This window comes from Flavobacterium kayseriense, from assembly GCF_014305095.1.
GTDB classification, from domain to species: domain Bacteria; phylum Bacteroidota; class Bacteroidia; order Flavobacteriales; family Flavobacteriaceae; genus Flavobacterium; species Flavobacterium kayseriense.
In genome coordinates, this window is sequence record NZ_JACRUI010000003.1 from 392,240 (window position 1) to 407,116 (window position 14,877).

General features: G+C 34.0%; 11 protein-coding genes. 4 read left to right on the top strand and 7 right to left on the bottom strand.

Going from position 1 to position 14,877, the window contains the following annotated elements:
- Window positions 1-34: 34 nt before the first annotated feature.
- The gene (locus tag H8R22_RS11025; RefSeq protein WP_187010436.1) at window positions 35-1,264 is read right to left on the bottom strand and encodes an HD domain-containing protein; all 1,230 of its coding nucleotides are present in this window, start codon (window positions 1,262-1,264) and stop codon (window positions 35-37) included.
- Window positions 1,265-1,479: 215 nt separating this feature from the next.
- Between H8R22_RS11025 and H8R22_RS11030 the strand changes: the two genes are divergently transcribed.
- The 4 genes from H8R22_RS11030 to H8R22_RS11045 are packed head-to-tail and all read left to right on the top strand — an operon-like array spanning window position 1,480 to window position 7,703.
- Window positions 1,480-1,971 (top strand): GbsR/MarR family transcriptional regulator, encoded by a 492-nt coding sequence (locus H8R22_RS11030; RefSeq protein WP_187010437.1) that lies wholly within the window; start codon window positions 1,480-1,482, stop codon window positions 1,969-1,971.
- Between the two features lie 28 nt (window positions 1,972-1,999).
- Window positions 2,000-3,112 carry an efflux RND transporter periplasmic adaptor subunit gene (locus H8R22_RS11035; protein WP_187010438.1) on the top strand — a complete coding sequence of 371 codons (1,113 nt, stop codon included), beginning with the start codon at window positions 2,000-2,002 and terminating at the stop codon, window positions 3,110-3,112.
- 33 nt (window positions 3,113-3,145) lie between these two features.
- Complete coding sequence (locus H8R22_RS11040) at window positions 3,146-6,313, top strand: efflux RND transporter permease subunit (protein WP_187010439.1); 3,168 nt, start codon at window positions 3,146-3,148, stop codon at window positions 6,311-6,313.
- Window positions 6,303-7,703 (top strand): efflux transporter outer membrane subunit, encoded by a 1,401-nt coding sequence (locus H8R22_RS11045; RefSeq protein WP_187010440.1) that lies wholly within the window; start codon window positions 6,303-6,305, stop codon window positions 7,701-7,703. The genes H8R22_RS11040 and H8R22_RS11045 overlap by 11 nt, the downstream gene beginning before the upstream one ends.
- Window positions 7,704-7,847: 144 nt before the next feature.
- Here the strand turns inward: H8R22_RS11045 and chrA are convergent, their stop codons facing one another.
- From chrA to H8R22_RS11075, 6 genes are all read right to left on the bottom strand, one after another.
- The gene (chrA, locus tag H8R22_RS11050; RefSeq protein WP_187010441.1) at window positions 7,848-8,981 is read right to left on the bottom strand and encodes a chromate efflux transporter; all 1,134 of its coding nucleotides are present in this window, start codon (window positions 8,979-8,981) and stop codon (window positions 7,848-7,850) included.
- 23 nt (window positions 8,982-9,004) lie between these two features.
- The gene (locus H8R22_RS11055; RefSeq protein ID WP_225876016.1) at window positions 9,005-9,496 is read right to left on the bottom strand and encodes a GyrI-like domain-containing protein; all 492 of its coding nucleotides are present in this window, start codon (window positions 9,494-9,496) and stop codon (window positions 9,005-9,007) included.
- A 59-nt stretch (window positions 9,497-9,555) separates the two neighbouring features.
- Window positions 9,556-11,622, bottom strand: coding sequence for a M48 family metallopeptidase (locus tag H8R22_RS11060; RefSeq protein ID WP_187010442.1), 2,067 nt, complete (start codon window positions 11,620-11,622; stop codon window positions 9,556-9,558).
- Between the two features lie 75 nt (window positions 11,623-11,697).
- Entirely contained in the window at window positions 11,698-12,117 is a 420-nt protein-coding gene (locus H8R22_RS11065) for a hypothetical protein (protein ID WP_187010443.1), read from the bottom strand.
- Window positions 12,118-12,350: 233 nt separating this feature from the next.
- Window positions 12,351-13,421 (bottom strand): type I restriction endonuclease, encoded by a 1,071-nt coding sequence (locus tag H8R22_RS11070; RefSeq protein WP_187010444.1) that lies wholly within the window; start codon window positions 13,419-13,421, stop codon window positions 12,351-12,353.
- A gap of 667 nt (window positions 13,422-14,088) precedes the next feature.
- Window positions 14,089-14,748, bottom strand: coding sequence for a hypothetical protein (locus H8R22_RS11075; RefSeq protein WP_187010445.1), 660 nt, complete (start codon window positions 14,746-14,748; stop codon window positions 14,089-14,091).
- Window positions 14,749-14,877 lie beyond the last annotated feature (129 nt).

Consider the following 14,877-nt stretch of genomic DNA (forward strand, 5'->3'; position numbering starts at 1 on the left):
CAAAAATATAAAAAAATAGATGTTAAATGTTTATTTAAATCAGTTGTTTTGGGAAACAAATATAATATTTAGTTACGGATTTGGACAACGATTTTAAATTGAGTTGATCTGATGATTCGATAACATCCTCAACAGTACGGTCTTTTTTTAATATACGTATAGGTTCGGCCTCCTTACTGTACGCTTGATTTTTTATTTTTCCTTTAAAAATAAAATAACTAGTATCTGCTAAAGAAATATTGTTTTCCAAAGCAAAACGTTCTTTCATTGGAGTAAGAGCGTCTAAAGCTACTTTTTCACTTGTTAATTTAATTTTTAGCAAATCTCTATTTATAATCATCCCACTCAATGTTGACAAGATATAATCGTCATGACGTTGCCATCCTTTTAAAGCGCTTATAATATCAAAATCATCTAGTTGGGAGAATAAATCTAAAATAGTAGAATTAAATCCATCAAATGTAATTTTGTTTTCAAGAAAAAACTGCAATGGAGTACTACAAGGTAGTGTGATTCCTTTTAAAGTAAGCTCCTTGGCTCTTTTTAAAATTTTAGTTAAGATAAGCTCAGCAACTAAACTAGTTTTATGCAAGTAAGCCTGCCAATACATCAATCTTCGAGACATTAAAAACTTTTCGACAGAGTAAATACCTTTCTCCTCAATAACTAAAAAGTCATCTACCACATTCATCATTTGGATTAAACGTTCTGAATTCACATTTCCTTCAGCCACTCCTGAATAAAAACTATCTCGTTTCAAATAATCCATTCTGTCCATATCTAATTGACTGGATATTAATTGCAACATAAATTTTCTATGGTAATCACCCTCAAAGACCTGAATAGCTAAATTTAATTGACCACCAAATTCTTTATTAAGTTGATGCATAAATAGCAAAGATATTTGCTCATGATGTACATCCTCAACAATACTACGTTCCATAGCATGCGAAAACGGACCGTGACCAATGTCATGTAATAGAATAGCTATGTAAAGTGCATTTTCCTCTTCAGGGCTTATAGTAACTCCTTTAAAACGTAAAACATCAACTGCTTTTTGCATTAAGTGCATACAACCTAATGCGTGATGAAAACGCGTGTGATTTGCCCCTGGATAAACCAAATAAGACAATCCCATTTGTGATATTCTGCGCAATCGCTGAAAATAAGGATGCTGAATTAAATCGTAAATTAAAGCATTTGGTATGGTGATAAATCCATAAATAGGATCATTGAATATTTTAAGCTTATTGAGAGTACTCACAAATTATCTATTTTAAGGAACAAATATAAACAAATTAGATTTTAAAATACAGGTATCGGCTAAGCCTATTCTTTTGTAATACTATACTACCAAATCTAGCTCAAATTCGTGCTAACTATACTGTAACAATTCCTCGTTAAAATTAACAAAAAATTAAGTTCGATTAGTTCAGTGTTTTACGAACCTAACTTAACTTTGCAAAAAAAAATACAACTATGGATGTTCAAAAAGAAAAAAATGAACTGAGAGAGATGTTTGGCGTTCATTTTGAAAAATTATACAATATACCGCCATTAGCAGCGCGAATAATAGGAGTTCTAATAATCGATGGATGTAAATCAGGATTGACCTTTGACGCATTAGTAGAAACAATTGGTGCTAGTAAAAGCTCTATTTCCACTAATTTGAATTTACTTCTTAAAATGGAAAAAGTCACTTATTTTACTATATGTGGTGATCGTAAAAAGTACTTTAAAGCTGCCGATCTTAGTAAACGCTTAGAAAACTATCTGCAAATTATAGATTCTGAAATGACCATTTTAAACAGAATGATTAGTTACAGAGAGCATACTGCCTCTTGCCTTGAAGAACAGCGTAACCTAGACAATGTTAGGGCTTACAAAGTTCATGTAAACGAGCTTCAAAAGTTATTCTCGAATACTATTAAGAAATTTCAAGAAATAGAAACACACAATAAAAATAAATAATAAATCCAATACCAATAACAAGTCTACAATGAAAAATAGATACTTTATAAGTGCTTTAGCTTTATCAATGAGCTTTCTATCCTGTAAAAAAGAAGCAACAGTGACGGCACCTCCCGTAATGACCTACAAAGTAGTTACTATCGAAAAATCAAACACTACATTATTAGCAGAATACCCTGCTAGTTTAGAAGGAATAACAGATATTGATATTCGTGCAAAAGTAGATGGTTATATTGAAAAAATATACGTTCAAGAAGGGCAAGAAGTAAAAAAAGGGCAATTACTTTTTAAACTTGAAACGCAAACAGCTACACAAGAAGCGGCGGCAGCTAAAGCAAAAATTACTGCCGCACAAGTAGAAGTTGATCGTTTACGACCTCTTGTAGAACGCAACATTATTAGCGACGTGCAACTTGCAACTGCAAAAGCAAACCTTGCTGGAGTAAAAAGCACCTATCAAAGTATCGTTGCTCGTATTAATTATGCTACGATCAAAAGTCCCGTGAACGGAATCGTTGGGACTTTACCGCTGAGAATAGGAAGCTATGTAAGTAGCCAAACCGTGGAGCCATTGACACGAATATCTGATGTTAGCACTATTTACGCTTATTTCTCTGTAAATGAGAAGCAGCAACTTGATATTATGATGAATGCAGAGGGTAAAACGTTTCAGGATAAAGTAAATAATATGCCTGCTGTAAATCTAGTATTAAGTAATGGTAGTTTATTCGAGCAAAAAGGAAAAATTCAGACATTTAGTGGTCAAGCCAATGAGCAAACGGGATCTTTCAACGTACGATCTAGTTTTCCTAATGTTAACAGATTACTTCGTTCTGGAGAAAGTGGTATTGTTCAAATTCCAACACAGTTAGAAGATGTTATTATTATTCCTCAAAATGCAACTTTAGAAATGCAAGACAAGCGAATCGCACTTGTAGTGGACAAAGAGAATAAGGTGAAAGCGATGCCTATTAAGGTTCGTCCTGTTCCTGGAGGTCGATTTTTCGTGGTAGACAGCGGACTTACTATTAACGATAAAATGCTAATTGAAGGTGTTGGTATCGTTGCTGAAGGTACACTTATTAAGCCAGAAGTAGTCGCATACAAAACGATTCTAAATCCTGAGACTGCAAAAAAATAATCGACAGACATTTAATTGAATAAATAGTACCTTATGTTTTCAAAATTCATAGACAGACCAGTATTGTCTACGGTAATATCTATAATTATCGTAATACTAGGAGCGATAGGACTTGTTTCCCTTCCAGTCTCCCAATATCCAGAAATAGCACCACCAACTGTAACCGTTACGGCTAACTACCAAGGAGCAAGTGCCGATGTAGTAATGAGTTCAGTAGTAATTCCATTAGAAGAACAAATTAATGGTGTCGAGGACATGACCTACATGACATCGACTTCAAATAATGATGGTTCAGCTTCGATTAGTATCTATTTTAAATTAGGGACTAATGCAGATTTAGCTGCCGTAAATGTTCAAAATAGGGTTTCGCGTGCTACCCCTTTATTACCACAAGAGGTGACTAGAGCCGGAGTTACCACATCCAAACGACAAAGCGATAACATATTGATTTTCTCCTTATACAGTGAGAATCCAGAATATGATATGACCTTTTTACAAAACTATGCCAACATTAACATTTTACCTAAAATTAAAAGGGTAGCTGGTGTAGGAGAAGCCGTTATTTTTGGCCAAAAAGATTACTCGATGCGTATTTGGTTAAAGCCAGATGTTATGGGAGCTTATGGATTAATTCCCTCAGATATCACGGCATTGTTAGCCGAGCAAAATATTGAAGCGGCGCCAGGTCAATTGGGTGAAAATAGCAATCAGTCTTTTCAGTATACTTTAAAATACAAAGGTCGTCTACAGGACACTAAAGAATTTGAAAATATTATTGTTCGTTCTACCAGCAATGGCGAAGTTTTGAAATTAGGAGATGTTGCTAGAGTTGAGTTAGGAGCGGTAAATTATGCCGGAAACACGCTCACCAACGGAAATCAATCGGTTGCGATTGCAATTGCACAAACTGCAGGATCTAACGCACAAGAAGTTATTGAGGGTGCCTTAAAAGTTTTGGATGAATCCAAAGTAAATTTCCCAAAAGGAGTTGATTACACCACATTAATTAATGCCAATGATTTCCTTGAGGAATCGATTACAAAAGTAATTCACACGTTGATAGAAGCATTTATTTTAGTATTTATCGTTGTCTTTATTTTTCTACAAGATTGGAGATCCACCTTAATACCCGCTATATCGGTACCGGTTGCTATCTTAGGAACTTTCTTTTTCTTAAGTGTTTTTGGTTTTACAATAAATTTATTGACGCTTTTCGCCTTAGTACTAGCCGTAGGTATTGTTGTAGATGATGCCATTGTCGTCGTCGAGGCAGTCCACGCTAAGATGGAAGCTGGAGAACACGACCCTAAAAAAGCAGCTCATAGTGCCATGGGCGATATTAGTAGTGCAATTATTTCGATTACACTAGTGATGTCAGCCGTATTTATTCCTGTGGCGTTTATTAGTGGTTCAGCAGGGGTGTTTTACAAGCAATTTGGTTTAACATTAGCGGTTTCTATTGTTTTATCTGCTATTAATGCCTTGACGTTATCTCCTGCCTTGTGTGCTATATTTTTAAAACCACATGATGGAGCTAAAAAAACAGGATTTTTAGAGCGTTTTTATACTGCCTTCAACGTTGGGTTTGATACGACAACCAAAAAATACAAAAGATCAGTAGAGTTTTTCATCAAGCGCAAATGGTTGGCATTTGGTGGTATCGCTCTTTTTGCAGCTATTTTTGTATTATTATTAAATATTACCCCAAAGGCATTTGTACCTGGAGAAGACACAGGAGCTATTATTTCTGATGTATCCTTACCTCCTGGAACTTCGTTAGAAAACACTGAGAAAGCATTACTTGAAATAGAAAATCAGGTTAAAGATATACCTGAAATTAAGGCAATCCTACGTATCTCTGGTCGAAGCTTGATTAGTGGTACTGGTAGTAATTACGGGATGGTTATTGTTAAATTAAAGCCTTGGGCAGAGAGAAAGGATGCGAACCAAGAAATATCAATGATCGTTGGCGAGTTGTTTAAAAGAGCATCGGTGGTTAAAAATGCAAAGGTATTGTTCTTTGCTAGACCTACTCTTGTTGGTTTTGGTTTTACCAATGGTTTTGAGTTGCAACTGCAAGATCAAAAAGGAGGAACTATTCAAGAACTAAGCGATGTAAATAACAAATTTTTGGCAGCCTTAAATACTCGTCCAGAGATTAAGTACGCTGCTACTTCATTTTCACCCAATTATCCACAATATCGTATTGATTTAAATGTGGCCGCAATCAAAAGATCAGGTTTAACAGTAACAGATGTTTTGGGAACAATGCAAGGCTATTATGGTGGAGTTTACGCTTCTAACTTTAATAAATTCGGAAAACAATATCGAGTTGTCTACCAATCTGAACCTCAATTTAGGAGCGATCCTGAATCGTTGAATAAAGTTTTGGTTCGCAATAACAACGGCCAAATGGCTCCTATTTCACAATTTGTAACCTTAGTAAAAGTTTTTGGACCACAAGCTATTGATCGTTTCAATTTATTTACTTCTGTAAAAATTACAGGAGCGCCTAATGAAGGATTCAGCACGGGAGATGCGATTAAAGCTGTTGAAGAAGTCGCAAGTCAAAATCTACCTATCGGGTATGGGTATGAGTTTTCGGGTTTGACTCGTGAAGAAATTAGTGCTGGCGGTCAAACGCTATACATTTTCCTTTTGTGTCTAATATTTGTTTACTTCTTACTTGCAGCACAATATGAGAGTTATATGCTCCCATTTGCAGTATTAATTTCACTTCCTATTGGTTTAGCAGGAGCTTATATTTTTGCTTACTTCTTTAATGTAAGTAATAATATTTACCTCCAAATTACCTTGATTATGCTTATTGGATTATTGGCAAAAAATGCGATTTTGATTGTCGAATTTTCTGTTGATGCTCGTAAAAAAGGTCTAAGTATCACCCAAGCTGCAGTGCAAGGAGCGGTTGCTCGTTTGCGACCAATTCTAATGACCTCTTTTGCCTTTATATTTGGTTTATTGCCATTAATGTTAGCACAAGGTGCCGGTGCAGTAGGAAATAAATCGATTGGAACGGGAGCTATTGGCGGAATGTTAATTGGAACATTATTAGGGGTTTTTGTCATTCCTGTTCTATTTATCGTTTTCCAAAGCTTACAAGAAAAAATTAGTAGCAAGCCAATTCCGGTAACGATTCAAGATTCAGATGTTCCACTTTTAGAAGAAGAAAATGAAAAATAAAATATATAAAATCGTATTATTAACAGCAACAGCAACGCTTGTACAATCTTGCTTCGTTGCAAAAGAATACGAACGACCAGAACTTAAAACAGCTAACTTGTATCGAAATGCAGTAGTAACAACAGATACAGCATCTTTAGCAGCAATATCCTGGGATAAGGTATTTACTGATCCGCTTTTGCAAAAGTATATTAGTAAAGGTTTAGAGAATAATTTAGATATTCGCATAGCCATGCAAAATTTAGTTGCTGCCGAAGCGACTATGAAGCAAGGAAAAGCGGGCTACTTTCCTACTCTAACAGCCACTACAGACTGGACACACCAAACGATTTCTAAAAATAGTCAATCAGGTACGTTTTTAAGAAATTTGAATGTAGATCAATACCAACTGTCTGGCAACTTATCATGGGAAGCAGACATTTGGGGTAAAATACGTTCGAATAAACGTGCCGCCAATGCTGCATTTTTACAAACGACAGCTGCTAATCAAGCTATAAAAACCGAACTAATTGCTAGTATCGCAACACTATATTATCAATTATTATCGGTTGATGCTCAAATAAAGATTGCTGAGAAAACGTTGATTAACAGAGATAAAAGTGTCGAAACAATTGTTGCTCTTAAAAAAGCGGGAAATGTTACTGAAGTGGGTGTAAAACAAACGGAAGCACAAAAATATGCAACAGAGCTAATCATTGCTGATTTAAAAAACAGTACCATAATACTCGAAAACACACTCAGTACATTACTAAATGATCCAACTGTCGTAATACAACGTGCTACATTTGAGTCCCAAAATTTGCAGCCAGCCATTACTTTAGGAGTTCCTGCTAGTTTATTACGAAACAGACCTGATGTGATCGCAGCCGAATATAACTTGATCACCAACTTTGAAATGACTAATGTAGCCAAAAGTGGTTTTTACCCTAGTCTCAGAGTCACCGCTTCTGGAGGTTTTCAAAGTATTGATCTGAAAGAATGGTTTAGCGCCAACTCTCTTTTTGCAAGTGTGATTACTGGTTTAACGCAACCTATCTTTAACCAAAGACAGGTGAAAACAAAATATGAAGTGGCTAAAGCAAATCAAGAAAAAGCGTATTTGCAATTTGAACAATCTTTACTTGTTGCGGGTAAAGAAGTATCAGATGCCTTGGCACAATACAACAATGAGACTTATAAAATTACCATTAGAGAAAAGCAGGTTGATGCTCTTGGCAAGGCAAGCCAATTCTCGGATGAGTTGCTTAATTATGGTTTAGCTAATTACTTAGAAGTTTTAACCGCAAAAGATGCTGCTTTGAATGCCGAATTAAGTTTAGCAGATAATAAATTTCAACAATATAAAGCCGTCGTGCAGTTATACAAAGCCCTTGGTGGCGGATGGCAATAGACATAATTTTGTACCCAGAATTATTTAATTAATTGTAATTGAAAGAAGCTATTAAACAACATTGTTTAGTAGCTTTTTTTTTATTTACAACGCAAAATAGATATACAATTAGTTGCCTTCTGAGGATTAGTTACTGAAAAAACATTAAATTAAAGTCAGCAAGTAACCTAATACAACACCGCCCAAAACAATAAAGGCGCTATTCAACTTTTTAAAGTAAAAAACCGCTAGCATACTGACTAAAGCTATCAAAATAGTGCGCCAATCTATAATCGTACTTATCCCCATTTGAATACAAATCGATACAATTATCGCAACCGAAGCCACATTTACCGCATCTAAAAAGGTACTAAAAGTTACCGAATTGCGTAATTTTTTGACCAAAGGATTCAATAAAGCTACAAAGACAAAAGAGGGTAAAAAGATGGCCAAAGTAGACACAGCAGCCCCCGTCAAGCCATTAATTTGATACCCTATAAACGTAACCGACGAGAAAACTGGTCCTGGAGTAAATTGACCCACTGCGATGGCGTCTATTAGTTGCGTTCTTGTAAGTAAGCCACGCGTAACTAATTCAGCATCTAGAAATGCAAAAAGCACATACCCACTTCCATACAATATAGCTCCGATTTTGATGAAAATTAGAAACAAGTTAAAGTTGGTTATACCTACCGAAGTCGCTTTAGAAGCGGAAAGAAGGGATAACGATATCCAATTATTTTTAAAAAACGAATGGTCTTTATTTTGAATGGAATACAAGAGCAAAGCGACCAAGCCGGCACCAAAAATCAAAATGATTTCATTAATTTGCAAAAGTGACAATAGTAAAACAAGACCTGCAATAACTCCCAAGAGAACGGTTTTCAAGGACTTTTTTGCCAAAGGATAAACAGCTCCTAGTATAACGGCAATTATCGCTGGTTTGATACCATATAAAAAAGGCTGTAAATGAGGCAATTGACCATATTCTTTATAACCATAGGCAAAAACCCCTGTGAGCAGTACCGCGGGAACAATAAAGCAAAGTCCAGCAACGATCAGCCCCTTCCATCCTGCTCTTTCATGTCCGATGTGAATTGCCATTTCAGTGCTATTGGGTCCCGGAATCAAGTTTGTCGCTCCCAGTAAATCCAAAAATTGTTGGTCATCGAGCCATTTTTTCTTAACGACCACTTCCTCCTGCATCATGGCGATATGAGCTGCTGGTCCTCCAAAACCAATTACACCTAACTTTAAAAAAAGTAAAGCCAATTCCTTCAAACGTTCTTTTTCAGTCATGCTATTTCTGCTCTATTCTGAAGCTAAAGTACATTATTTTTTAACTTAATTGGTATCCAAACGGTTTCTTCAGAGGTTGGATCTGACCGCTTGTATTTCGTGCCTAAAATTTCAAAATGCGGACGATCATCTAACCCGTAGATAGAATTTGGTAACCATTCACCGTAGATTTTCTCAAAAAAAGCAGGAGCCATTTGCTCATTACCTACAAAAGTAAAAACAGCATACAATCCAGCTGGGATAATCATTACATCCATATCAAAGGGAACACGATCTACTTGAGATACTGGTACGCCAACCCACTTAGTAAAAGTAGCGCTAGGATTGAACTGCTCCCAATAGCTCTTGCTAAAAACTTGAATGGAATATAAATCCATATTTGGAGTATGAGATACCTCCTTGCGCCTTGGCATAAAGCGTTGCCATACCATCGCTGCATCGTAATTAGTGTAAGACATAATTGCGTGCATCCCTATGATTTGTATGGCTGAACTTGTGGTGATTTTTGGTTCCAATTTTAACAGGTGTAGTGTTTATATATGTTCTTGCCTTTTTGTAATTCGGCAGTTCGGTTTTAGTTCAAAATAGCAACGGTACGATTAATTACGAGCTGATTTTGAAAATCTAACAATTCTTTCTTAATCACAAAATAACCTCTCGATAATACAAATCGATAATAAGAAATGGCTTGAGAATACAACTCCAATTCTGATTCTATGTATTTATCTCCGCTAAAATAAAGATAATCTTCTTTTAGATACAATTCAAAGCTAGCAATTATTTCTGGCGTTAGTACTTTTTTGTACAAGTTACTTTCTAGCATTTCCCTAATTTCTTTTTTGATCTCTACTTCTATTTCATAGACCTTCAAAAGTTTTGGTTTGATTTGCTCAATTGGAGTTACAACCGATAAGAATTCTGTTGCCTGCATCAGCATGCTATACTGTTCAAAACTTATGTCAAAAGAGCGATCAAAAGCAAAAAACACCTTATACTTCCCTATCAAAATTGCTTCTTGATGATCTACTGTAGCCAACTGTCTAAAATAATTAAATATGACAATATCATTTTGGATAATGCGCTCCTTCAAATCTTCTTTTTCTTTTTTTAGCTGGGGCAAAAGGGTATCTGCTTCAGTTGATTTGAATTTATGTCCATCGTAATCAAAAGATTTGAGCTTAATTGCACCATCTAGAATATTCTGAATGGTTTGTTCGTCATTAGATACCGCAAGGTACTCGTATACTAAATCTATTTTCTCCTTACTGAATAATTGTTCGAGTTCCTCTTGTTTGCCTATCGTTGGTGCGTTCTCTATGTCAAAATGCATTATATCTTTATTATCATAATAACCATTATAGATGGTATTAAAAGAATTTTCTGCTTGTTTTTGAATAAATTCATTTTTAAAATCAGTTAAGGAAACTGCTTCAAATGTTTCATTGATGTCTAAATGACTGAATAAACGAGAGGTAATGTTTTCCTGTATTTTTTCAAAGTCTTGAAAGATGAATTTAGCTAGATTGTTATTTTCGAATTGCTTGTGTATCCCTACGCGTTCTAAATTAGCACAACGATCCTCCACAGACGGGTGTGACGCCCACTGGTTTTCGATAACCAATTTGGATTTATTGAATTTACTCATTTCGACCGCTGTCACAAGCGGCAAATTATTTTTGTACTGCAACTGGCTCTCGTTAGCTAAATAATTTAAAACAAATACCTGTTCCTCATAAATATTTTTGCTCTTAAAATTACTCCCTACTTTATCGCCATAAAAATCCAACACTTTATTGTAAGACGCATCGACTAGATCCATTCGTAAGAGCGATTCTTGCAAGGGAGTAATTCCTGCGACATTAGCCGCTACTTCGTCAGCGTGAAATTCCATTTCACGAGAAAGTGCTAGATACGCTATATTGACAAACTCATACATCTTTCTTAAAACCCACTGAATACCGCTTATGATTTTGACTGAAATCATTAAAAAAATAGAAAAGTAATTGCTAATATTTGCCCATTTCTGAATCGTCTTATCAAAAGAGTCGTTATCGTACAACATGTTAAAAATAACCTGATTCACGTAATAAACATAACTTCCTACCTTCATGCTCCGTTGTGAAAAATGGCCGAATTCATGTGCCAAAATAGCTTTGAATTCCTGCTCACTGATACCATTGACTAAACCTAGACCAATTTGCAGATTCTTTTTTACGGGGAAAAACATACTCCAAAAACTCGAATCATAAAAAACACTGGCATTTACATCTGCACTAACATATACTTTTTTAGGAAAATCAGTCCCTACCTCCTCTACTATACTTGCAATGAATTGAAATAATTTCGGTTCGTTTGCGGCAGTAATTTCGGTTAAATGCGTTCGGTCTATTTTATGTTTTTTGAACATAAATTTGAATAAAAATCCTAAAACAAAAAATCCCAAGCTACCCAAACCTACTCCCAGAGCAAGGGTTATAAACGAGGGACGAACTGTAATAACATAAAAAGCACCTATTAAACACAAAACAGTAATACCAATGGCTAGTAGTAGCAAGAGCACATAGACCAAGAGAAAAAGCACTATTGAAAAAATGGCTTTGGTTGTCATTTTTTTAAAACTAGCTGAGACTTCGATATTCATAAATATAAAGGTGTGTTATTTACTGAAATAGTACTTGATGTTTGAATTTCTTTTTAAATTAGGTAAAAAGAAGCCTTAATCATCTTCAATTTTGAAATCAGTGAATTTATAGCTTGTATCTTTTTCACCCATTAATTCTATCGACTGGAAATCAACACCTTCAGTAGTTATGCGGTAATTATAACTATCTACAACACCATCAAAATCATGCAGCTCATAGTACTTTCCGTTTTCTGTCCACCAGGTTCCATTTTCTGTTTCTTGCGTTACCTTGCCGTTTTTATCAATGGCTACAAATAAAAGAACACTTTTTCCACCAGCAAAGCGACAGGAAACCCAGTATTTACTTAAGCCTTTTTGTTGTTGCCCAACTTCGGAGCCTTTCCAACAACCTATCAAGTTGGGATCGTATGATTTCGTACTCGTTTGCGCTTCTTGACTGAATCCTAGTGTCGTTATCAGCGAGATTGTTAGGATTAGAATTAATTTTTTCATTAGTGGGAATGATTTTGATTGTTATTTTATATGAATATCTCTACAATGTGATTTCTTATTTATATTTTTAAATCTTGTTCTTAGCAAGAATGGTTACGTTTTTTTGCTTTTATGTGCCTAAAAGATCTTTACTTTTTAGTTTTCGGCTTAACGAAAACTTGATGCGCAATAGTAAGTACACTAAATGCAAGCTAGTTTTTAATGATTAAAGCTGCAGCCGTTTTTAGGTTCTTCTATTCGTACGTTTTTATTGTCATCAATAATTCATTTTTAAAATTATAAATTTCGTCTAAAGAAGAAATTAGCTTTTTCTCTCCATTATCTTTTCCATTGTGGAAAAGTTCAATGTATTTATTTGCTGAATTAAAGTGTAAGCGACAAATTGGTTTTCTGTTATTATCATCTAATAAAATACCAAAATAAGATTGTGTATCTCTAAATGCAATTCTTGAAGAAGGTAAAACTTCTCTTAAAATTGCTTTTACAATTTGTGAACCTTCAACTTCTTCTTCGGTTGTAATAAATTTTGGAGTATCTACATTTTCGTCGATCGCAGTTGTTTGTTCAGTTGCTTTAGATGGAACCGTTTCAGATATATTTAAAGCATTTTTTAATCTAAAGTTTATAGTTTCATTTATTGAAGTAGAAAATGCTTTTTTAGTATATTCCTTAAACGCAAGTAATCTTGGAGCTGTAAAAGGCTTATTGAAAAATCGATTTACTAAAAGTCGAACCATCTCGTCTGAGGGATCTTGTATTTCCTTTTCAAATTCTTTTCTAATTGCTTTTATATATTTTAATCCTTCTGCTGAATCTAATATTTCTTCAAGATTATACCCATTTTTAGAAAAATTATGTAAGATTTTTAAACTTGTTTCTTTCAAGTTTGATATGTCTAAAGTGAAAAATGGCTTTTCATCCATTATATTAGGTTTCTCTAAATCGGCATAAAAGTTATAAATGTGACCATTCGTTAAAACACCAAAGCGAGATTTTGAAACGTGGTAATATCTATGAAGTTGAGAATTATGAGCATCGACATTTTCATTCCATTTTTTACATTCAATGATTAAAATAGGTTCGCCATCTTTTTTAATTACGTAATCTATTTTCTCTCCTTTCTTAGTACCAATATCACAAATATATTCAGGTATTACTTCTGTTGGATTAAAAATATCATAACCCAGTATTTGAATAAAAGGCATTACAAAAGCATTTTTAGTCGCTTCTTCTGTATTTATTTGGTCTTTTAAGGAATCAACTCGTTCATGTAGTTGCTGCAATTTTAATTTTAGATCTTCCATTGGTTTTTATATTTGATATATTTTAAATAAGAATTATTTCTCTGTTTCACACAACTGTTATAGTTAGCGTTTTGGCACCCTTGCATGGCTAGAAGTTCGTAATCACTCTATTTTCGACTTTATTTAGACTTAAAGTGAAACGGTAATGATATCAAATTCGAGCAAGCGCAAAACAGCTTTTAGTGGACGTTTAAACATTTAAAGTTTCTCCAAAAATTGTTGAATAATTGAAAACTACTATTATCACAGAAATAGGGGACGACGCTAAAAGAAATAAAATTGTCGGCCACTTATTTTCAATGACGAAATTTTTCCAATTTTTCCAAATAAATATAATCCCAAAAAAAGCACAAACTGACATTAAGAATATTTGAATAAGTAGACCCCAATTTTCGTCATATTGCAGAAATTGAGTTTGATATATTCCATTCCACATTGCTCCAGTAAATAGTATTAAAATTATAAGGTAGAAAATCTTTAAAATTTGTTTTCGTTTCATTTTAATGTGATTTTTGATGCATTACCACTAACCTTATCGCCACTTAGCTATGTCACGAACTTCGTAACCGATTATATACCCCTATAGATAAATAATCTTGCGAAACGTAAACGAGAATTCACCACAAAATTCGCAATCTTGCCAAATGGCTGTTGTGTGTAGTTTTTATTAAGTTCCAATTGGTTTTATTTTCCTATGATTTAGTTTTGAACTTTTTGAAAGTAAATTTTTAACTTGATGTTCAATTTTTTCTTTCTCATTTCTTTCTTTCCAAATGGAATATAGTTCAATAACATGTTCAAATATTGCCTTATCATTTGGTCTTTCTTTCCTAGTTTTAATTACTTCAACAGAACAGAGATTACACAATTGATAGAAATTTAAAAACTCTGAACTATATGCAAATTGCTCATCTGCTAATTTTCTTGTAAAAGGAATAGAAAATTCCTCTAATTTGTCTACAAGGTTAAATAATTCATCTTCTATTTCATTGTACTTTTCTAATAATTTTTTATACTCATTTATATTTTCATTATTTTCATTAATTTCATCTAATTTATGTAAATCTAATTTTTCAATTTTTTCAGCATCAATATCTAAATCGTACATTTTGTTTATTAATTCATTTCGGAGCTGTTTGAGAATTGGAATATATTTTTCACATAGTTCAAATGCTAACTTTGCTGCTTCACGTTCAGAATTAATCTTTATACTGTCTTTAGCAATTTTTAATTGATATAAGCCGATTAGAGCAACTATAAATATTAAAAATCCGCTTAGGAAATTTATGTTCTCAACAATTGATTTAGTTTCATCAAAAAATGTCATAATACTTGGTTTTTTATTTATACTGATTTTTTTAAAATTACACACAACGTTTTGACACTTTCAGATGGCTGGAAATTCGTAATCGCTCAATTTTTGGCTTAACGAAAACGTGACACGAAACAATAATTC

Bases quoted from the DNA above. Each gene is read 5' to 3' on its own strand.
- H8R22_RS11030 (WP_187010437.1), top strand. From the start codon at position 1,480: ATGGATGTTCAAAAAGAAAAAAATGAACTGAGAGAGATGTTTGGCGTT.
- H8R22_RS11035 (WP_187010438.1), top strand. From the start codon at position 2,000: ATGAAAAATAGATACTTTATAAGTGCTTTAGCTTTATCAATGAGCTTT.
- H8R22_RS11040 (WP_187010439.1), top strand. From the start codon at position 3,146: ATGTTTTCAAAATTCATAGACAGACCAGTATTGTCTACGGTAATATCT.
- H8R22_RS11045 (WP_187010440.1), top strand. From the start codon at position 6,303: ATGAAAAATAAAATATATAAAATCGTATTATTAACAGCAACAGCAACG.
- chrA (WP_187010441.1), bottom strand. From the start codon at position 8,981: ATGACTGAAAAAGAACGTTTGAAGGAATTGGCTTTACTTTTTTTAAAG.
- H8R22_RS11060 (WP_187010442.1), bottom strand. From the start codon at position 11,622: ATGAATATCGAAGTCTCAGCTAGTTTTAAAAAAATGACAACCAAAGCC.
- H8R22_RS11065 (WP_187010443.1), bottom strand. From the start codon at position 12,117: ATGAAAAAATTAATTCTAATCCTAACAATCTCGCTGATAACGACACTA.
- H8R22_RS11070 (WP_187010444.1), bottom strand. From the start codon at position 13,421: ATGGAAGATCTAAAATTAAAATTGCAGCAACTACATGAACGAGTTGAT.
- H8R22_RS11075 (WP_187010445.1), bottom strand. From the start codon at position 14,748: ATGACATTTTTTGATGAAACTAAATCAATTGTTGAGAACATAAATTTC.